This is a genomic window from Microbacterium saperdae (assembly GCF_006716345.1).
Lineage (GTDB): Bacteria > Actinomycetota > Actinomycetes > Actinomycetales > Microbacteriaceae > Microbacterium > Microbacterium saperdae.
On sequence record NZ_VFOX01000001.1, the window covers coordinates 1,632,905 to 1,651,741 of the forward strand.

The 18,837-nt window shown below is 68.0% G+C and carries 16 protein-coding genes and 1 tRNA gene; 7 read left to right on the forward strand and 10 right to left on the reverse strand.

The window, feature by feature from the left end; all coding sequences use genetic code 11:
* Nucleotides 1–17: 17 nt before the first annotated feature.
* The 3 genes from glgA to FB560_RS07735 all read left to right on the forward strand — a co-directional run bounded on the left by glgA (nt 18) and on the right by FB560_RS07735 (nt 2,354).
* Nucleotides 18–1,202 (forward strand): glycogen synthase, encoded by a 1,185-nt coding sequence (gene glgA / locus FB560_RS07725; RefSeq protein ID WP_141871827.1) that lies wholly within the window; start codon nt 18–20, stop codon nt 1,200–1,202.
* A 17-nt stretch (nt 1,203–1,219) separates the two neighbouring features.
* Nucleotides 1,220–2,005: an ABC transporter ATP-binding protein gene (locus FB560_RS07730; protein WP_141871828.1), complete on the forward strand. Its 786-nt coding sequence runs from the start codon at nt 1,220–1,222 to the stop codon at nt 2,003–2,005.
* Between the two features lie 91 nt (nt 2,006–2,096).
* Nucleotides 2,097–2,354, forward strand: a complete 258-nt coding sequence (locus FB560_RS07735) for a type B 50S ribosomal protein L31 (protein ID WP_141871829.1) — start codon at nt 2,097–2,099, stop codon at nt 2,352–2,354.
* 87 nt (nt 2,355–2,441) lie between these two features.
* Here FB560_RS07735 and FB560_RS07740 read toward each other — a convergent pair whose 3' ends face one another.
* A complete protein-coding gene (locus FB560_RS07740) occupies nt 2,442–3,689 on the reverse strand; it encodes an alpha/beta fold hydrolase (protein WP_141871830.1) in 1,248 nt (415 codons plus the stop codon).
* A 46-nt stretch (nt 3,690–3,735) separates the two neighbouring features.
* Nucleotides 3,736–5,736, reverse strand: a complete 2,001-nt coding sequence (locus tag FB560_RS07745; RefSeq protein WP_141871831.1) for a DUF262 domain-containing protein — start codon at nt 5,734–5,736, stop codon at nt 3,736–3,738.
* A 176-nt stretch (nt 5,737–5,912) separates the two neighbouring features.
* Between FB560_RS07745 and FB560_RS07750 the strand changes: the two genes are divergently transcribed.
* Together FB560_RS07750 and FB560_RS07755 are read left to right on the forward strand one after the other, a co-directional pair.
* Complete coding sequence (locus FB560_RS07750; RefSeq protein ID WP_141873166.1) at nt 5,913–6,686, forward strand: hypothetical protein; 774 nt, start codon at nt 5,913–5,915, stop codon at nt 6,684–6,686.
* 207 nt (nt 6,687–6,893) lie between these two features.
* The gene (locus FB560_RS07755; protein ID WP_141871832.1) at nt 6,894–7,397 is read left to right on the forward strand and encodes a DUF3145 domain-containing protein; all 504 of its coding nucleotides are present in this window, start codon (nt 6,894–6,896) and stop codon (nt 7,395–7,397) included.
* Between the two features lie 159 nt (nt 7,398–7,556).
* On the opposite strand, the gene FB560_RS07760 is transcribed toward FB560_RS07755, so the two are convergent.
* Nucleotides 7,557–8,960 (reverse strand): aminotransferase-like domain-containing protein, encoded by a 1,404-nt coding sequence (locus FB560_RS07760; RefSeq protein ID WP_141871833.1) that lies wholly within the window; start codon nt 8,958–8,960, stop codon nt 7,557–7,559.
* 95 nt (nt 8,961–9,055) lie between these two features.
* On the opposite strand from FB560_RS07760, the gene yczE reads away from it, so the two are divergent.
* Nucleotides 9,056–9,721, forward strand: coding sequence for a membrane protein YczE (yczE, locus tag FB560_RS07765; RefSeq protein ID WP_141871834.1), 666 nt, complete (start codon nt 9,056–9,058; stop codon nt 9,719–9,721).
* A 62-nt stretch (nt 9,722–9,783) separates the two neighbouring features.
* Here yczE and FB560_RS07770 read toward each other — a convergent pair whose 3' ends face one another.
* The 6 genes from FB560_RS07770 to aceE all read right to left on the reverse strand — a co-directional run bounded on the left by FB560_RS07770 (nt 9,784) and on the right by aceE (nt 17,411).
* On the reverse strand, nt 9,784–11,022 hold the full coding sequence (locus tag FB560_RS07770; protein ID WP_141871835.1) for a beta-ketoacyl-[acyl-carrier-protein] synthase family protein: 1,239 nt from the start codon (nt 11,020–11,022) through the stop codon (nt 9,784–9,786).
* A 95-nt stretch (nt 11,023–11,117) separates the two neighbouring features.
* The gene (locus FB560_RS07775; RefSeq protein WP_017830435.1) at nt 11,118–11,366 is read right to left on the reverse strand and encodes an acyl carrier protein; all 249 of its coding nucleotides are present in this window, start codon (nt 11,364–11,366) and stop codon (nt 11,118–11,120) included.
* Between the two features lie 68 nt (nt 11,367–11,434).
* Nucleotides 11,435–12,436, reverse strand: a complete 1,002-nt coding sequence (locus tag FB560_RS07780) for a beta-ketoacyl-ACP synthase III (RefSeq protein WP_141871836.1) — start codon at nt 12,434–12,436, stop codon at nt 11,435–11,437.
* Complete coding sequence (locus FB560_RS07785) at nt 12,433–13,353, reverse strand: ACP S-malonyltransferase (protein ID WP_141871837.1); 921 nt, start codon at nt 13,351–13,353, stop codon at nt 12,433–12,435. Before FB560_RS07785 ends, FB560_RS07780 begins: the two co-directional genes overlap by 4 nt.
* A gap of 97 nt (nt 13,354–13,450) precedes the next feature.
* Nucleotides 13,451–14,653: a PucR family transcriptional regulator gene (locus FB560_RS07790; RefSeq protein ID WP_141871838.1), complete on the reverse strand. Its 1,203-nt coding sequence runs from the start codon at nt 14,651–14,653 to the stop codon at nt 13,451–13,453.
* A 31-nt stretch (nt 14,654–14,684) separates the two neighbouring features.
* A complete protein-coding gene (gene aceE, locus FB560_RS07795) occupies nt 14,685–17,411 on the reverse strand; it encodes a pyruvate dehydrogenase (acetyl-transferring), homodimeric type (protein ID WP_141871839.1) in 2,727 nt (908 codons plus the stop codon).
* Nucleotides 17,412–17,565: 154 nt separating this feature from the next.
* Here aceE and FB560_RS07800 point away from each other — a divergent pair.
* A tRNA-Val gene (locus FB560_RS07800) sits at nt 17,566–17,638 on the forward strand.
* On the opposite strand, the gene FB560_RS07805 is transcribed toward FB560_RS07800, so the two are convergent.
* Complete coding sequence (locus tag FB560_RS07805; RefSeq protein ID WP_141873167.1) at nt 17,598–18,782, reverse strand: epoxide hydrolase family protein; 1,185 nt, start codon at nt 18,780–18,782, stop codon at nt 17,598–17,600. The two genes, FB560_RS07800 and FB560_RS07805, sit on opposite strands and share 41 nt — an antisense overlap.
* Nucleotides 18,783–18,837 lie beyond the last annotated feature (55 nt).

Below are 18,837 nucleotides of genomic sequence, written 5' to 3' on the forward strand. Positions count from 1 at the left end.
TGTACTAGCGTTCAGACATGCGAGTTGAAATGATCACGAAGGAGTATCCGCCGGAGATCTACGGCGGTGCCGGAGTGCACGTCGCGGAGCTCGTCACGGCGCTGCGCGAGAGCATCGAGGTGCGTGTCCGCGCCTTCGGTGCGCCACGCGAAGAGACGGGGACATTCGCGTATCGCGCGCCTGCCGAACTCGCCTCGGCGAACGCCGCCCTGCAGACGCTCGGCACCGATCTCGAGATCGTCTCGGCGATCGCGGATGCCGACATCGTGCACAGTCACACCTGGTACGCGAACTTCGCGGGTCACCTCGCCGGGCAGCTTCACGGTATCCCTCACGTGCTCACCGCGCACAGCCTCGAACCGCTGCGGCCGTGGAAGGCCGAGCAGCTCGGAGGGGGGTACGCCGTCTCCAGCGGTATCGAGAAGCTCGCGTATGAGAACGCGGCAGCCGTGATCGCTGTCAGCGCCGGTATGCGCGCCGACATCCTGCGCAGCTATCCGCAGGTCGACCCGGCCAAGGTGCGCGTGATCCACAACGGCATCGACGTCGACCGTTGGCGTCCGGTGCACGACGACGCCTTCCTGCAGTCGGTCGGCATGGACCCGAAGCGTCCGTCCGTCGTCTTCGTCGGCCGGATCACGCGGCAGAAGGGGCTGCCCTATCTGCTCCAGGCCGCGCGACTCCTGCCGCCAGAGGTCCAGCTGGTCCTGTGCGCCGGCGCACCGGACACCCCCGAGATCATGGCGGAGGTGCAGGAGGGAGTGCGTCTCCTGCAGCAGACGCGCGACGGCGTCATCTGGATCGAGAAGATGCTGCCGCGCGATGAGCTGTCAGCCATCCTGACCGCCGCGACGACGTTCGTGTGCCCCTCCGTCTACGAGCCGCTGGGCATCGTGAACCTCGAGGCCATGGCGTGCGGAGCCGCTGTCGTCGGCACCGCGACGGGCGGCATCCCCGAGGTCGTCGCCGACCACGTCACCGGTCGGCTGGTGCCGATCGAGCAGGTGCAGGACGGCACCGGGACGCCCGTGGATCCCGAGCGGTACGTCGCCGATCTCGCCGCCGTGCTCACCGAGGTCACCTCGGACCCTGAGCGGGCGCGCGAGTACGGCGCGGCGGGACGCGAGCGCGCACGCCGGGACTTCAGTTGGGGTGCGATCGCCGACACGACGCGCGCGCTGTACGCCGAGCTGACCGACTGAGCCGATAGGCTGGAGGCATGTCGAGCGCCCTGGAATTCACCGACGTCGTCGTGCGCCGCGAGGGCCGCAACATCATCGATCACGTGACCTGGCAGGTCTCGGACGATCAGCGATGGGTGATCCTCGGACCCAACGGCGCGGGCAAGACGACGCTGCTCCAACTCGCAGACACCCTGATGCATCCGACCTCCGGTACGGTCACCGTGCTGGGGGAGACCATGGGCCGCACGGACGTCTTCGAAGTGCGTCCGCGCATCGGATTCGCCTCCTCCGCCATGGCCAAGCGCGTTCCCCGCGATGAGACCGTGCTGAACACGGTCCTGACCGCCGCGTACTCCGTGCTGGGGCGCTGGAACGAGAGCTACGAGGACATCGACGAGCGGCGCGCGCTGCGCGTGCTCGGCGACTGGCGCCTCGAGCACCTGGCCGACCGCACGTTCGGTACCCTCAGCGACGGCGAGCAGAAGCGCGTCCAGATCGCGCGCGCCGTGATGACCGACCCCGAACTGCTCCTCCTGGACGAGCCGACCGCGTCGCTCGACCTGGGTTCGCGCGAAGAACTGCTCGCGTTGCTCAGCGGCTACGCCTCGTCGCCGAGCACGCCGGCGATGCTCATGGTCACGCATCATGTCGAGGAGATTCCGGTCGGATTCACCCATGTGATGCTGCTGCGCGAAGGTCGCGTGGTCGCCGCCGGTCCGATCGCGGAGACGCTGACGGCCGAGGCGCTCACCGAAGCCTTCGGCATGCCGATCGTGCTCAGCAGCGAAGACGGCCGCTACGCCGCCCGCGCGGCATCCTGACGAGGATCTGTTAGAATCGATCCTTGGTGCTCTCTGCACCGCAGACTTCCCTCGTCCCTGGCACAATCCAGGGCAGCAACTAAGGAATCCCATGAAGACTGACATTCACCCCGAGTACCGGGCCATCGTTTTCCGTGACCTCGGTTCGGGCGAGACGTTCCTCACCCGCTCCACCGTCACGAGCGACAAGACCATCGAGCTGGACGGCGTGGAGTACCCCGTCATCGATGTCGAGATCTCCTCCGCCTCGCACCCGTTCTACACGGGAAAGCAGCGCATCATGGACTCGGCCGGTCGCGTCGAGAAGTTCAACCAGCGCTTCAAGGGCTTCGGCGGCTCCTCCAACTGAGGTCCGTCCCACGAAGGCCCCGCACTCCTCGGAGTGGCGGGGCCTTCGTCGTCTGTCAGAGGTCGAGCGTGATGCGCCCATCGGATCTCAGCGGATGCGACGGCCCTGCGCCAGGTCGATGAGTCGGCTCAGCACCGGTCCGGAGCGGAGGCCGTTGTGCTCGTGCTCACTGGTGACCCACAGGTGGACTCCGGGGAGCAGCCGCGCCGTCTCGAGCGAGAACTCCATCGGCACGTAGACGTCGTTCACGTACACTGCGGCGGCACCCGTGGCTCCGGACGCGGCGATGGCCGCCGCGTCGTAGATCTGCGGCCATTCGAACTCAGCCAATTCGAGTGCGACCTCGCGCCAGGGCCGGAACGCCGGCACGGTCTCCGTCCATTCGCGGCGGATGTGCTCGCCGGTGAAGAGCGTGACGTCGTCCCGGAAGTCCACGGGCTCCGTGCGCTCGGCCGACCAGCCCGTCGCGTGACCGTCGGCGTAGCTGGACTCGTGGAACGCGAAGTACAGGGGGTTGCGACCGTCGTACGGCATCGCGTGCATGAGGTCGTACCGGAAGGCGTTCGACGCGGGATCGCGCTCCAGCAGAGACCACACGGTCTGCCAGCCGTCGTCCGTGCCGAGCGCAGAGCCGAACGACCGCAGCCGCGACGGCGACACGATCTCGCCGTCGGGGAGCACGATCTCGCCGGCGTCGGCGAGGTCGACCAGACGGCGCATGACGTCGCGGTGCTCGGGGAAGCGCCGGTAGTACCGCTCCGACGCGGTGCGCATCTTGTCGTAGCAGAGGGCGTACACGTCATCCGGGTTCCGGCCGATCGCGCTGAGTCCGCCCGTGATGTAGACGTCTTCGAGTGAGGCGCTGTCCGTGGAGAGGTAGGCGAGTGTCGTGAAGCCGCCGAACGACTGTCCGAGCACGCTCCAGGTGTCGGCTCCGAGGTGCGCGCGCATCGCTTCGCAGTCACGGACGATGGCATCGGCCCGCAGGTGCGTCAGGTGCTCGGCCACTGCGGAGGCACCGCGCTCGAGGTCGGCATCGCCGACAGGGGTGGAGCGCCCGGTGCCGCGCTGGTCCAGCAGGACCAGCCGGTAGTGCGCGAGTGCCTCGTCGAGCCAGGCCGGTGCCGTGGAACGGTGGAACGGACGCGGCGCCTCGTGTCCGGGGCCTCCCTGCAAGAACACCAGGTAGGGGAGCGACTCTCCGCCTTCGCGGGAGACGACGGCGGCGAAGATGTCGATCGTGCGGCTGTCGGCGGGGTCACCCCAGACCAGGGGGACGGTGAGCGTGTGCTCTTCGACGGTCAGATCCAGCAGATGACGGACAACGGTGCTCACCCATCGAGCCTAGCGTCCGCGCTGCGGCGTCCGCAGGTCGCGTCGACTACATCACGTTCCCGATGTAGGAGTACTTGACGAACACCTCGGCGGCGATGCCGGACTCATCCAGCACGCCCTGCACCGCGTTCATCATGTAGTTGGAGTCCCAGCCCATGTAGAGGAAGTGCGTGTCGTCCAGAGCATCCCACTGGCCCTTCCAGGCCATCGCGTCGTAGACGGGACCGCCATGTGTCGCGCAGTAGCTGACGGCCGCGGGGCGGGTATCGGTCCACGCCCGCCGGAACACGCGATTGAAGAGGTGCTTGACGTCGTACACCTCCCACCGCTCTCCGCGGTACTCCACGTAGTCGAACTCGCGCTCCCAGCCGGCGGGCCACCCGCGTCGGCGCACCGCGTCCAGGATCGGGGTCAGGCCGTCATCATCGATCTCGGGGAGCGCGGGGCGGGCCCAGATCCGCAGGAGGTCCGCCGTGAGACGGACCGTGCGGCTCGTGATGGCGGCCGTGTCCCACACGGGCACGCTCTCGAGGTCTCGCGTCGCGGCGACGGCGCTGCGGGCGTAGGCGTCATCGCGCTTCACCGGAAAGGAGGCCCCGAAGACGCGCTCGGTCAGGGGTTGCTCGAGGAGCGTCAGGTTTCCGAGCGTCGGTGCGAGTGCACGATGGCTGTTCTGCTCGTCTTCGCTGTACTCGCTCCAGGGCCGCACCCCGTCGCCGGACCAGGCATCACCGGGAACCGGGGGAACGATGTGCTCGATATCGAAGCCTTCAGTGTCTTCGATGCCCTGCAACCGCCCGAGCACATACGCGGCGTGGGGGAGTTCGCTGTACTTCAGCACCGCACCCACTCGCTCATCCGACGGGGTGATGCGTGCCAGCGCACGGGCGAGCGAATCGCGACCCTGCGCGCGGGCACGGCACAGCCGTGCGATCAGCCGTTCGGTGGGGAGGTTCACCAGCGCGCGGCGGAGATAGAGCGCCTGGATCCAGTCGAGCGTCTCGAGGAGTTCCGCGCGCCCGGCGACACCGCGGCTGTAGTCGCTGTACACGCTCAGGACGAGGGGGTACGCAGCGCGACCGAAGGTGTTCACGTGGCGGAGCTGGCGGGCGATCTCAGGATCGTTCTCTTGGGCCGGATCCAACAGGATGCCGTAGATCTGCGCATAGTGGCGCCACACCTCGGCATGCGCTTGCAGGTGCTCGACATCGACGTGCGGGAAGGACTGGCGGAAGGCGCTGTACACGCCGTGCTCGCCGTTCGCGGCGACTTCGCGTCCGGTCGTCATCACGAGGTAGTGGCGCCAGAACGCGCCGATCGCCTCGCCGGTGTGCCGCTCGATCGGCAGCCAGAAACGTGCCTCGACGTCGAGCTGCTCGCTGTGGGTCAGGCCCATCAGGATGTAGTTGTGGATCAGTTCGTGATCACGCAGCGGTTCGCCCGTGGAGTTGAGGCTCTCGAAGATCTGCTGTGCGTTCGCTTCCGCGCCGAGCGTGATCGACACGTGCTCGAGCTTCTGCAGGCCACGCCAGACCGACGGTGCCTCCTCCGCATGGATCTGGCTCCGGAAGAACGCGTAGTTGTCATCGAACCGCGACCCGCGATCGGCGTCTCCTCGGCGGTCCAGCACGACGGACTCGTACAACTCCGCCCAGGCGTCGTGCGGGCGCAGCTTGGTGCGGGCGGGGTCATCCTGCCGGATCAGCACGCGCTCGAGCTCGGATGCCAGCGCGGGATCCGACTCCTTCACCGAGTGGTGCAGGGCGGCGACCAGGAGCATGAGCGTCGTGATGCGCTGCTGGCCGTCGATGAGGATCAGATCGCTGTCGCCGGTGGAATCGTGGGCGGACAGGATCGACCCGATGAAATGCCGGTGCGCATCGTCGTCGGCGGCGACGGCGCGCACGTCGGAGAGCAGGCGCTCGCATCCGCCGATGTCCCAGCGGTACTGCCGCTGATACACGGGGACGACGATGGTGGTGGAACCGGCTGCGAGCCACTCGATCGTGTTGACTGCTGTCGCCTCGACGTTGGTGGCGGTGCTCATGCTGGTGTCTCGTCCTCCCGTAGCGCAGGACGCCGAGGACTCGCCGGGCGCCCGATTCAGTCTATTCGGTTATTCACGGCGGCCCTCGGAGGGGCGCACAGGCGTCGCTGTTAGGCTTGCCTTATCAGGGCCTGTTAAAACGTGCTGGCCCCCGATGAAAGGACATGACCTACATCATGGGATACATCAAATCCGCAGCGCTCGAGGAAAAGGGCTTCGTCGTCCTCGACAGCTACAACCAGGAGCTCGACCCCAAGGAATGGCTCGACATCGAGTACAACGACTGGAAGTCGTCGGGCGACACGCGATTCGCTCCGCTCGCCAGCGCCTTCGGTGACATCGAGTGCAACGGCTTCTGGAACCACAAGCCACCGCGCACCGACAAGGACGGCGTCTGGATCGACTCGCAGACCGAGAAGGCCCCGAACCTCACGCGTCGGGCGCAGGAGCCGGGTGCGAACGTCGGCCGCTGCCGCGTGATCGAGCTGCAGCCCACGCCCTATGGCGACTGCCTCTACAACCTTCACCAGGACGACAACAACCGTCTGAACCCGGATGGCACCGGCTGGGTGGTGCGCGGGTTCTTCAACCTCACCGATGACAAGGACAGCTACTTCGTCCTGCGCGAGAACCGCACCGACCCGAGCATCGAGTACCGCATCGCTCTTCCGGCCGGCGCTCAGCTCATCGTCGACACGCAGCGCCTGTGGCACGCCGCGACCCACAACGGTGACGAGCCGCGCTACTGCCTGATCACGTCCTGGACCTCGGGCCCGGAGCTCGACGCCTACATCGCCAAGTACAACGGCACCGACGACGTCCCCAACTACGAGGTCGCTCAGGACGTGCTGGAACACGGCTACGCCGAGCAGGCCCGCAAGGACGCCGCACGCGCTGCCTACTATGCCGCCAAGGGCCAGCAGGTGAAGCAGGCGATGAGCGAGGCCTGAGCCTCCCGGATTCGCCGGCTCCGACCTCTCGGTCACCGAGCCCACCACAGCAGGAAGGCCCCGGTCCCCGGACCGGGGCCTTCTTCGTGGGAACTACATGCTTGTGATTTCGTCCGCGGTGGGCGAGAATGGGCCCACAACCGCATAATCTCGCCACTTCGTGGTTCAGGTCGTTGGGGAAGACGCACCTGATGAAACGGAGAGATCATGGCGACGGCTTACGCACGCGGAGTGGTTTACGTCCACTCTGCGCCTCGCGCGCTCTGCCCGCACCTGGAATGGGCGGTGGGTCGCGCTATCGGGCGTGCGGTGAATTTCGACTGGACTGACCAGCCGGTGCTCGACGGTGCTCGCCGTGCGGAGTTCTACTGGGATGGACCGGTCGGCACCGGTGCTGCTCTCGCGACCGCGATCCGCGGCTGGGAGCACCTCCGCTTCGAGGTGACGGAGGATCCGACACCCCGTAGCGACGGTGGGCGCTGGCTGCACACCCCGGACCTCGGCATCCACTACGCGCAGACCGATGCCGCCGGCAACATCGTGATCGGCGAGGACCGCATCCGCTATGCGATGGAGATCGCAGCAGGGAATGCGCTCGAATTGCAGCGGGAGTTGGACATCGCTCTCGGATCCGCCTGGGACGAAGAGCTGGAGCCGTTCCGTCATGCCAGCGATGACGCGCGCGTCGTCTGGCTCCACAAGGTCGGCTAGTTCGCGACCATCACACAGACCTGGAGCGGGGGAGGCGTGAGTATCGGATGCCGGTGATTCATCCCGGACGCTGAGAAGACGTTTTCCCGCTCCACATGACGAGGACCCCGCCCCTGGAGACAGCGACGGGGTCTTCGTCTGCGCGGGTACGGCGGCGTCTCAGATCACCGCGGCGTGCGGCAGCTCCTCCGGCCGAGGAACCGCGCCACCGTGCAGGTCGTTCCAGGCGAGTCGCAGTCGCTCCATCGCCATGGCCGTGCGCTCCGGCGGCAGGGTGATCGGGATCCGCAGACGTCGCTCCAGCACCCCGCCCGTGGTGAATCGCGGGCCGGGGGGCAGGATGAGCTCGCGCTCGCGCGCGGCCAGGGAGAGTCTCGTCGACACCGGCGCGCCGAGGTCCACCCAGGTGGACAGCCCGCCGACGGTCTGCGGCATCCGGATCCCGTCGATCGCATCGAGGCCGGCGGCGACGGCGGCGCGTCCTGCCCGCAGCCGCTCGCGGACGTGGGCGGTGAGCGCCGGCATCTCTGCCAGCAGCTCCACGGCGATGCATTGCTCGAGCAGGGCCGTGCCGAGCTCGAACGACGGGCGCACGGCGAGGAGGCGCGTGATGAGCGAGCGCTCGGCGCGGATCCACCCGAGACGCATACCGCCCCACGCGATCTTCGACATCGATCCGACCGTGACCACGTGGGGGTTGTACGCGGCGAGTGGAAGGGGTGACCATCCGCGATCGATGTCGAGTTCCGAGGTCGTCTCGTCGACGATCAGGATCATGCCGGCGCTGCGCGCCGTGGTCGCGATGCGTTCCCGCTCGCCGTCTGGCAGGGTCGCGCCGGTCGGGTTGTGGAAGTCGGGGATCAGGTAGGCCAGGTGGGGATGATCGGCGAGAAGGACCTCGGTCAGGTGCCGTGCGTCCCATCCGTCGACGTCGACCGGCGTCGGCAGCAGTCGATAGCCGTGTCGATGCAGAGCCTCCAGAGCATGCGGGAACGTCGGCTGTTCGACGAGCGCGCGCTCACCGCGTCGTCCGATCGTGGCGAGCACCAGGTTGAAGGCGTTCAGGGCGCCGGAGGTGATGATGATCTCGTCCGCTGATGTGTCGACGCCGCGCTGAGTGAATCGCTGAGCGACCGCATCGCGGAGTTCGGGGAGGCCGCGCAGCGAGTAGCCGCTGGTGCCCCGCAGGGCGGCAAGGCGGGGCAGGGACCGTACGGTGGCGTCGTACAGGCCCGGCGTCGAGTCCATCGAGGCGATCGACAGATCGATCGCGGAATCCGGTTCCGAGGAGTCCCGGATGATGGAGGTGCGCGGGAGTGTCACGCGTGTGCTCCCGCCGTGCAGGCGGGTCACGTAGCCGTCGCTCTCGAGCAGCCCGTACACGCGAGTGATGGTGGATCGCGAACGGCGCAGCTCGAGCGCGAGGGACCGCTCGCTCGGCAGACGCTCCCCGACCGTGAGGCGGCCGTCGAGGATCAGCGCCCGCACGTGTCCGGCCAGCGCCGCGGCCGTCGCACCGGCGACGTTCTGCGCACCGAGCTGCTGCACGAGTCGAGAGGTCATGCTCCCAGCATGCCGCAAAGTGGACTCGGTGAACGAGGCCACTTCTCGCACAGTGGTCTGGATGGTGGGCGTCAGCCGAGAGCCACCATGGAGGGATGCACCTTCGATCCCTCTTCCTCCCCCTCACCGCGACCAGTCGTCGCGACCTGGGCGAACGCGGCCTCCAGCTGCTCCTCGGCCTCTTCCTCTACGGGGTCGCGCTGGGGTTGATGGTGCGTGGCGGTATCGGCGTCTCACCGTGGGACGTACTCGCGCTGGGCGTCGCCGGGCAGTCTGGTCTCGGTTACGGGGTGGTGACCAATCTGGTCGCGGTCGTGGTGCTGCTCCTGTGGATCCCGCTGCGTCAACGCGTGGGACTCGGCACGTTGCTCAACGCCCTGTTGATCGGTCCGAGCGCCGACCTGACGCTCGCCGTCGTCCCCGCGCCTCCATCGATCTGGGTCGGGGCGCCGATGTTCCTGCTCGGTCTGGTGCTCCTCGCATTCGCCACGGGACTCTACATCTCCGCGAACTTCGGGCCGGGGCCACGGGACGGCCTGATGACGGGCCTCGTGCGCCGCACGGGCTGGTCGGTCTGGGTCGTGCGCACGCTCATCGAGGGCAGCGTCCTCGTCATCGGGTTCCTGCTCGGTGGTCCGGTGGGCGTCGGCACGGTGCTCTTCGCGCTGGGCATCGGGCCGCTGGTCGGCTGGTTCCTGCCGCGCATCACCGCTCTCCGCGATGCGCGCTCGCACCGGCTCAGCCGGCAGGCGGCCGTATAGCGGTTCCGACCTACGAGAAGAGGCCCCCGGACATGATCCGAGGGCCTCTTCCCGTGTGTTCGTCAGTCGACGCTGGCGAAGGCCACGACGGCGTTGTGCCCGCCGAAGCCGAACGAGTTGCTGATCGCGATCTGCGGGCCGTCTCCGAGCGGGGTCGGCTCGCCCGAGAGGCGGAACGGCACGGCCGGGTCCGGCTCGGTCATGTTGATCGTCGGCGGGGCGACGCGGTCGCGCAGGGCGAGGATCGAGAAGATCGCCTCGAGCGCGCCGGTGCCTCCCAGCAGGTGGCCCGTGGAGGCCTTGGTGGCCGAGACGGGGATCTCGCTGAGACGCTCGCCGAAGACCCGCTTCAGAGCGACATACTCGTTGGGGTCACCGACCGGGGTCGAGGTCGCGTGCGCGTTGATGTGCGTGACCTGATCGGGCGTGACGCCCGCCTCTTCCAGAGCCTGGGTCACCGCACGTGCGGCACCGGCACCCTCGGGGTCGTTGCCCGTGATGTGGTACGAGTCGGCGGTGATCCCACCGCCGATCAGATAGGCGTAGATCTTCGCGCCGCGCGCCTTGGCGTGCTCCTCGGTCTCGAGGATCAGCACGGCCGCGCCCTCGCCCATGACGAAGCCGTCACGGTCGATCGCGCCGGGGCGGGAAGCCGTGGCCGGGTCGTCGTTGCGGCGCGAGAGCGCCTGCGCGGAGGAGAACGAGGCCATCGTGATGGGGTGGATCGCAGACTCGGTGCCGCCGGCGATCACGACGTCGGCGAGGCCGTCCTGCAGGTGGTGGAAAGCGTGGATGAGCGACTCGGTGCTCGAGGCGCAGGCGCTCACGACGGTCTGCGCATAGGCGCGCGCCTGGAACTGCAGCGACAGGTTGCCGGCGGCGGCGTTGGCCATCAGCATCGGCACGGTCAGCGGCATGACACGTCGCGGACCCTTCTCGCGCAGGGTGTCCCACGCGTCGAGGAGCGTCCAGAGGCCGCCGATGCCGGTGGCGAAGTCGACACCGAGACGCTCGGGGGCGACCTCGGGGGAGCCGGCATCCGCCCACGCCTCACGCGCGGCGATCAGGGCGAACTGCGAGGAGGGGTCGAGCCGCTTCGCCTCGTGGCGGGGCAGGACCTCTTCGGGGCGCACGATGGCCTCGGCGGCGAAGGTGACGGGCAGTTCGTACTGCTTCACCCAGTCGTGCTCGAGTGTGCGGGTTCCGGACATGCCTGCGAGCAGGTTGGTCCAGTTCTCCGGAGCGGTACCGCCGATGGCGGAAGTGGCGCCGATGCCGGTGACGACGATGCGCTTGGTCATGGTGTGGTTCCTTGTCGGGCGGTGTGTTCGAGCGGATTGCGGGCAAGGCGGAGGATGCCACGCCCCGCAGGTGCGGGGGTGGCATCCTGCGTGGATTACTCCTGGCCTGCGACGATGAAGCTGACGGCGTCGCCGACGGTCTTCAGGTTCTTGACCTCGTCGTCGGGGATGGTGACGCCGAACTTCTCCTCGGCGTTGACGACGATCGTCATCATGGAGATCGAGTCGATGTCGAGGTCATCCGTGAACGACTTCTCGAGGGCGACCTCGGAAGCGTTGATGCCGGTCTCGTCGGTGATGAGCTCTGCGAGGCCTGCGAGGACCTCATCGTTGGTGAAAGCCATGTGGTCTTCCTCTTTCTTGCGGGTTGTATTCGGAACCGTGGAACAGTCTAGGGAAGGTCGAGTCCTTCTCATGGGAGGACGACGACCTGAGCGGCGAACACGAGACCGGCGCCGAAGCCGATCTGCAGTGCGAGGCCGCCCGAGAGCTCGGGGTGCTCGGACATCAGGCGGTGGCTGGCGAGAGGGATCGAGGCGGCCGAGGTGTTGCCGGTGGTCTCGATGTCGCGCGCGATGACCGTGGTCTCCGGCAGCTTGAGCTGCTTGGCGAACTCGTCGATGATGCGCATGTTCGCCTGGTGCGGGATGAACGCGGCGATGTCGGACGGCTCGACGCCGGCCTTGTCGAGCGCTTCACGGGCGACCTTCGCCATCTCCCACACTGCCCAGCGGAACACGGTCTGCCCCTCCTGACGGAGTGTGGGCCACGGCACCTCGCCGTCGCGGAACTGCGTCAGGGTGCCGTTCATGCCGACCGCATCGGCCTTCGACCCGTCGGATCCCCACACGGCCGGAGAGATGCCGGGCGTGTCGCTCGGACCGATCACGGCCGCACCTGCGCCGTCGCCGAGCAGGAACGAGATGCTCCGGTCGGCGGGGTCGACGACGTCGGAGAGCTTCTCCGCGCCGATCACCAGCGCGTAGTGGGCGGCACCCGCGCGGATCAGCGCATCTGCCTGAGCGACCGCGTAGGAGTACCCCGCGCACGCGGCGTTGATGTCGTACGCGGCGGCAGGGTTGGCGCCCACGCGATCAGCGACGATCGCCGAGACGGAAGGGGACTGCTTCGGGTTGCTGATGGTGGCAACGATCACCAGATCGATCTGGTCGGCCGGAACACCGGACTTCTCGATGGCCTCGGCTCCGGCGATGGCGGCGAGATCGATCGCGTCGGTGCCCTTGTCGGCGCGGACACGGGTGATGATGCCGGTGCGCTGGCGGATCCACTCGTCGCTGGAGTCGATCGGACCGATCAGATCCTCATTCGGCACGGCGTTCTCGCCGCGTGCCGCACCGTAGGAGTAGATGCGCGTGTAGGCGGGGCCCGTGATCTGGGTCAGGGTGGCGCTCATGCGGCTTCTCCGTTCAGCAGCGCGACGGCTGCGTCGAGGTCTTCGGGGGTCTTCACGGCGACCGTCGGCACGCCACGCAGGCCGCGCTTGGCGAGACCGGTCAGCGCGCCGGCCGGGGCCAGTTCGATGAGCCCGGTGATGCCGTGGTCGGCGAAGGAGGTCATGCACTTGTCCCAGCGCACCGGCGACGACACCTGGTCGATCAGGTACGACAGCGCCTGCGTGCCGTCGGAGACGACGGAGCCGTCGCGGTTCGTCCACAGCGTGACCTGCGGATCGGCCGGCGTGACGGTGGCGACGGCATCGCGCAGCGCGGCGACGGCGGAGGCCATGTAGCCGGTGTGGAAGGCGCCGGCGACCTCCAGCGGGATGACGCGCGAGCCCTTGACCGGTTCTTCGGACAGCGCGGCCAGAGCCGGGAGTGCGCCGGCGACGACGAGCTGGCCGCCGCCGTTGTAGTTGGCGGGGGAGAGGTCGAGCTCGGCGAGTCGCGCGAGGATGAGCTCCTCATCTCCGCCCAGCACGGCGCTCATGCCGGTCGGCGTCTGCGCGGCGGCGTCCGCCATCGCGCGTCCGCGGATGCCCACCAGACGCATTCCGGTCTCGGCATCGATGACGCCGCTGCCGACGAGAGCGGCGATCTCACCCACCGAGTGGCCGGCGATGCCGTCGGCCGTGCGGCCGCCGTGGGCACGGAGAGCATCGGCCGCGATCAGAGATGCAGCGACGATCAACGGTTGGGCGACCCGCGTGTCGCGGATCGTGTCGGCGTCCGACACTGTGCCGTGCGCGTGGAGATCTACCTCTGCGGCCTCGGAGAAGGCAGCGAGGCGATCAGCCACACCGTCGAGCTCCAGCCAAGGGGAGAGGAAACCGGGGGTCTGCGAGCCCTGACCAGGGCAGACGACGACAATCACCAGTCCAGTCTGCCAACGATTGCGCGCGAGCGGTGGATGATCCATCACAAGATTGCGCGAAACCCTTGTGTGTGGCGCACAGCGCCCGCGCGAGAACTCAGCGGGGCGGGCGTCGCAGCGCCGGTCGGCGGCGCCCCTGCTCCGCGGCGCCGATCGACCCGAGGATCAGAGCGGTCTGCAGGATGAGTGCTTCGCGAGGCCCGGTGGCGTCCCAGCCGATGACCTCGCTGACGCGCTTGAGCCGGTAGCGCACCGTGTTGGGGTGCACGAACAGCTCGCGAGCCGTGGCTTCCAGGGAGCGGCCGTTGTCGAGATAGCTCCACAGCGTCGTCACCAGATCGGTGGAGTGGGCCTGGAGGGGACGGAAGATCCGCTCGATGAGAGTCTGCTTGGCCAGCGGGTCGCCGGCGAGGGCGCGCTCCGGCAGCAGATCATCGGCCTCGACCGGGCGCGGAGCACTGCGCCAGGCGCGGGCGACGGCGAATCCGGCGAGGGCCGCGCGCGCACTCTGACTCGCGTCGACCAGTGCGGCGACAGCGGGTCCGAGCACGACGTAACCGGGGCCGAACGAGGGCTCGAGGCGCGTCGCGATCTCGAGGAAGCCGAGCTCGTCCTCGTCTTCCTCGTCTTCCTGCCCGGCGATCCTGGCGCGTCCGAGGACCAGCACCAGGCGGGATCCCTGCACGCCGATCAACACGTCGACCGCGAGCTTGCGGGCGGTGCGGCGCACCTGATCGACATCGAACTGCGGGGGAGTCGTGCCGACCAGGACGGCGACTTCGCCGTGGCCGTGCCATCCGAGGGCGGCGATGCGGCTGGGGAGTTCCTCATCGGCTTCACCGGTGAGGATCGAGTCGACGACCAGTGCTTCCAGTCGTGCATCCCAGAGGCCGCGGGCCTCGGCCGCACGGGCGTAGACATCGGCGGCAGCGAAGGCGACGTCGCGCGAGTAGAGCAGGATCGCCTCGCGGAGATCATCGCCACGGCCGGCGACGCGCTCCTCGGTCACCTCGACCGTCACGCGGATCAGCTGCAGCGTCTGCTGGAGGCTGACGCTGCGCAACAGTTCCCGGGGAGCCGCGGCGAAGATGTCCGCCGCGATCCACGGAGTCGAGGTGGGGTCTTCGTACCACTGGATGAACGAGGTGATGCCGGCCTGAGCCACCAGCCCGACGGCAGAGCGTCGGGCCGGCGGCATGTCGGCGTACCAGGGGAGGGTGTCCTCCAACCGCTTGATCGTCACCGAGGCGATGTCACCGGAGATCCGGCGCAGCCAGGTGAGCGTCGCGGTCTTGTCCATTCCGCGTGGAGAAGAACCTGTCACCGAGGACTCAGCTTTCGCCACCTGCGTTGCCGCTGGTGCCGGCGTTGACGTCGTGCAGACGGTACTTCTCGATCGCCTGTGCGGCGAGCGAACGGTCCACGACGCCATCCTCAGCGAGCGACTGCAGGGTGCGCACGACGACCGAGGGGCCGTCGATCTTGAAGAAGCGACGCGCGGCGGCACGGGTGTCGGAGAAGCCGAAGCCATCTGCACCCAGCGTCGCGAAGCGCTGCGGCACCCACGGACGGATCTGGTCCTGCACCGCGTGCATGTAGTCGCTGACCGCGACGACCGGACCTTCTGCGCCCTGCAGCTTCTGCGTCAGGTACGCGGTGCGCGGCTCGGCCTCAGGGTGCAGGAAGTTGTGCTCGTCGGCGGCGAGGCCGTCGCGGCGCAGCTCGGTCCACGAGGTGACCGACCACACGTCGGCGACGACGCCCCAGTCGTCCTTCAGCAGCTGCTGGGCCTCGAGGACCCACGGCACACCGACACCGGAGGCGAACAGCTGGGCGCGGGGGCCTTCGCCCTCACCGGTCGAGATGCGGTGGATGCCGCGCACGATGCCGTCGACGTCGACATCCGCCGGCTCGGCAGGCATGACGAGAGGCTCGTTGTAGAGCGTGATGTAGTACATCACGTTCGGGTCTTCGTGCTCTCCGCCGTACATGCGCTCGAGACCGGAACGCACGATGTGCGCGATCTCGTAGCCGTACGCCGGGTCGTACGAGACCGTCGCCGGGTTGGTGGCGGCGAGCAGGTGCGAGTGGCCGTCGGCATGCTGCAGGCCTTCGCCGGTGAGCGTCGTGCGACCGGCGGTGGCGCCCATGATGAACCCGCGGGCCATCTGGTCTCCGGCAGCCCACTGGGCGTCGCCGGTGCGCTGGAAGCCGAACATCGAGTAGAAGATGTAGATCGGGATCAGCGGTTCGCCGTGCGTGGCGTACGAGGTACCGGCGGCCGTGAAGGCGGCGAGAGCGCCCGCCTCGTTGATGCCGACGTGCACGATCTGGCCCTGCGGGCTCTCCTTGTAGGCGAGGAGCAGCTCACGGTCGACCGAGGTGTAGTGCTGGCCGTTCGGGTTGTAGATCTTCGCCGTCGGGAAGTACGCGTCCAGACCGAACGTGCGCGCCTCGTCCGGGATGATCGGCACGATGCGGTGGCCGAAGTCCTTCGAACGCAGCAGATCCTTGAGCAGTCGGACGAACGCCATCGTGGTGGCGATCTCCTGGGTGCCGGAGCCCTTCTTGGGGAGGGCGTACGCGGCGTCATCCGGAAGCGACAGGCCGACGTGCGTCGAGCGGCGCTCCGGGAGGAAGCCGCCCAGCGCCTGGCGGCGCTCGAGCATGTACTGGATCGTCTCGTCCTGCGCGCCCGGGTTGTAGTACGGGGGCAGGTACGGGTTCTCCTCGAGCTGCGCATCCGTGATCGGGATGTGCATCGCGTCGCGGAACGTCTTGAGGTTGTCCAGCGTCATCTTCTTCATCTGGTGGGTCGCGTTGCGGCCCTCGAACTGCGGACCGAGGCCGTAGCCCTTGACGGTCTTCGCCAGGATGACGGTGGGCTTGCCTTTGTGCTCGGTCGCTGCCTTGAACGCGGCGTAGACCTTGCGGTAGTCGTGTCCACCGCGCTTGAGGTTCCAGATGTCGTCGTCGGAGTAATCCTTGACCAGCGCTGCGGCGCGCTCGTCGCGGCCGAAGAAGTGCTCGCGGACGTATGCGCCGGACTCGGCCTTGAAGGTCTGGTAGTCACCGTCGGGGGTGACGTTCATCAGGTTGAGCAGTGCGCCCTCGGTGTCGCGGGCGAGAAGGTCGTCCCACTCGCGGCCCCAGACCACCTTGATGACGTTCCAACCGGCGCCGCGGAAGAACGACTCCAGCTCCTGGACGATCTTGCCGTTTCCTCGCACCGGGCCGTCGAGGCGCTGCAGGTTGCAGTTCACGACGAAGGTGAGGTTGTCGAGACCCTCGTTGGCCGCGACCTGGAGCTGACCCCGGCTCTCGACCTCGTCCATCTCGCCATCGCCGAGGAAGGCCCAGACGTGCGACTGCGAGGTGTCCTTGATGCCACGGTTCTCGATGTACTTGTTCGACATCGCCTGGTAGATGGCGTTGATCGGTCCGAGACCCATCGACACGGTCGGGAACTGCCAGTAGTCCGGCATGAGGCGCGGGTGCGGGTACGAGGGGATGCCGTACGGCGCGTGCGACTTCTCCTGACGGAACCCGTCGAGCTGGTCCTCGCTCAGGCGTCCTTCGAGGAAGGAGCGTGCGTAGGTCCCGGGGGAGGCGTGGCCCTGGATGAAGATCTGGTCTCCACCGCCGGGGTTGTCCGCACCCTTGAAGAAGTGGTTGAAGCCGACCTCGTACAGCGCGGCCGAGGACGCGTAGGTGGAGATATGGCCGCCGACGCCGATGCCGGGGCGCTGCGCGCGGTGGACCGTGATCGCGGCGTTCCAGCGGATCCAGGCGCGGTAGCGGCGCTCGATCTCCTCGTCGCCGGGGAACTCCGGCTCGTTCTCGGACGCGATGGTGTTGATGTAGTCCGTCGTCGGGACCATCGGCACGCCCAGGTGCAGCTCCTTGGAGCGCTTGAGCAGGCTGAGCATGATCTCGCGGCCACGGCCGTGGCCCTTGGCATCCACCAGCTCATCGAGCGACTGCTGCCACTCGCCGGTCTCTTCCGGATCGCTGTCTTGGGGGCCCTGGGAATACGGATCCTGGTCGTGCACAGTCACGGGGGAGCCTTTCGTCAAGCTGGCAGGTCATGCCAATGAAACGGGAAGCGACGCGGGCAGCCTTGTCGGCTGTGCACAACGCGTGCCGCCCTCAGCCTATCCCTCTTCCACGACACCGTCGCGCACCGGCTGCCCGATAGACTGTGACGCACCAGGGCCTTTAGCTCAGCTGGTAGAGCGCCACGTTTACACCGTGGATGTCGTCGGTTCGATCCCGGCAGGGCCCACCTCATCACTCGGCTCTCGATGTTCCGGAAGCGCGCCGATCTCCTGCGCGAACGAACGGACGCGGTCGGCCAGTTCCTCCGGGACCTCGGCGGCGGTGAAGTGCCCGCCCTCGGGCAGCCTGTCGAAGACGCGCAGGTCGCGGTAGAACTCGCGGGCGAGGGACTCGGGATAGTCGTGCTCGTGCGTCTGGATGAGCACGGCGGCCGGCACCTCCACGGGAGGGATCGGTGTGGCGACATCGGGTGCCTCGTAGTAGGGGCGGAAGGATGTGGCGATCGACTGCGTCGACCAGTAGATCGTGGCCTCGGTCAGGATCCGGTCTCGCGAGAGACGCCGCTCGACCGCGGAGGGGTGCGCCACGGGTGTATCCGACCATTCGACGTGCTTCTCGACGAGCCATGAGAGGAGCCCCACCGGCGAGTCATTGAGCGCGGCGGCCAGGGTGTCGGGCCTGGTCGACTGCACGTGGTCGTAGCCGCGCGTGTCGTAGGACTCATCGGCGAGTCGGGTGAAGAAGGCGACCGCGTCGTCTGCCTCGAGCAGTTCCCGCTCCTCCGAGGTCGGGAAGTGGGCGTGAGTGACGACGATCCCCGCGACGGACTCCGGATGTCGCGCCGCGATCAGGTCGCTCACGTTCGCCGAGATGTCTTCGCCGTAGGTCAGGTACGTGTCATAGCCGAGTGTCTCGGTCATCAGCGTATGCATCGTGTCGGCCAGGCGGGTCTCGTGGAATGCTCCGTCCGCGTAAGGGGGAGAGAAGGCGAAACCCGGGAAGCTGGGCAGAACCACGTGGAAGTCGCGCAGCAGGTCGGCGAATGCGAGTTGCAGGGCGAACGTGTGCGGCCACCCGTGCATCACGAGGATCGCGGGTGCGTCGGGCCTATCGGCGCGGAGATGGACGAAGTGCAGCTGATCGCCCGAGACATCGGCGATGAACTGCGGATGCGCGTCGAGCCAGCGCTCGCGCGCCGGCCAGTCGAACTCCCGCCACGCCGTCACCAGCTCGCGCAGGTAGTCGGCGTTCATCCCCGCGAGGGGATGGCCGGGGGAATCGGGCAGGAGGCGAGCGCTGCGCAGGCGTCGTCTCAGGTCGGTGAGTGTGTCGCTGTCGACCCTGAGGTGGAACGGGCGGATGTCTGCCATCCGGTGAGGCTACGCCGGGGCGTGGACATCGCGCTCCGCGTCTTCGTCGAACGGC

Excerpts from the sequence above, each read along its gene's own strand:
- glgA (WP_141871827.1), top strand. The coding sequence starts at position 18 with ATGCGAGTTGAAATGATCACGAAGGAGTATCCGCCGGAGATCTACGGC.
- FB560_RS07745 (WP_141871831.1), bottom strand. The coding sequence starts at position 5,736 with ATGAGCACCGCCACCAACGTCGAGGCGACAGCAGTCAACACGATCGAG.
- FB560_RS07770 (WP_141871835.1), bottom strand. The coding sequence starts at position 11,022 with ATGACCAAGCGCATCGTCGTCACCGGCATCGGCGCCACTTCCGCCATC.
- FB560_RS07790 (WP_141871838.1), bottom strand. The coding sequence starts at position 14,653 with ATGGACAAGACCGCGACGCTCACCTGGCTGCGCCGGATCTCCGGTGAC.
- FB560_RS07805 (WP_141873167.1), bottom strand. The coding sequence starts at position 18,782 with ATGGCAGACATCCGCCCGTTCCACCTCAGGGTCGACAGCGACACACTC.
- FB560_RS07780 (WP_141871836.1), bottom strand. The coding sequence starts at position 12,436 with ATGAGCGCCACCCTGACCCAGATCACGGGCCCCGCCTACACGCGCATC.
- FB560_RS07760 (WP_141871833.1), bottom strand. The coding sequence starts at position 8,960 with ATGACCTCTCGACTCGTGCAGCAGCTCGGTGCGCAGAACGTCGCCGGT.
- FB560_RS07755 (WP_141871832.1), top strand. The coding sequence starts at position 6,894 with ATGGCGACGGCTTACGCACGCGGAGTGGTTTACGTCCACTCTGCGCCT.
- FB560_RS07750 (WP_141873166.1), top strand. The coding sequence starts at position 5,913 with ATGGGATACATCAAATCCGCAGCGCTCGAGGAAAAGGGCTTCGTCGTC.
- FB560_RS07735 (WP_141871829.1), top strand. The coding sequence starts at position 2,097 with ATGAAGACTGACATTCACCCCGAGTACCGGGCCATCGTTTTCCGTGAC.
- FB560_RS07730 (WP_141871828.1), top strand. The coding sequence starts at position 1,220 with ATGTCGAGCGCCCTGGAATTCACCGACGTCGTCGTGCGCCGCGAGGGC.
- yczE (WP_141871834.1), top strand. The coding sequence starts at position 9,056 with ATGCACCTTCGATCCCTCTTCCTCCCCCTCACCGCGACCAGTCGTCGC.
- FB560_RS07775 (WP_017830435.1), bottom strand. The coding sequence starts at position 11,366 with ATGGCTTTCACCAACGATGAGGTCCTCGCAGGCCTCGCAGAGCTCATC.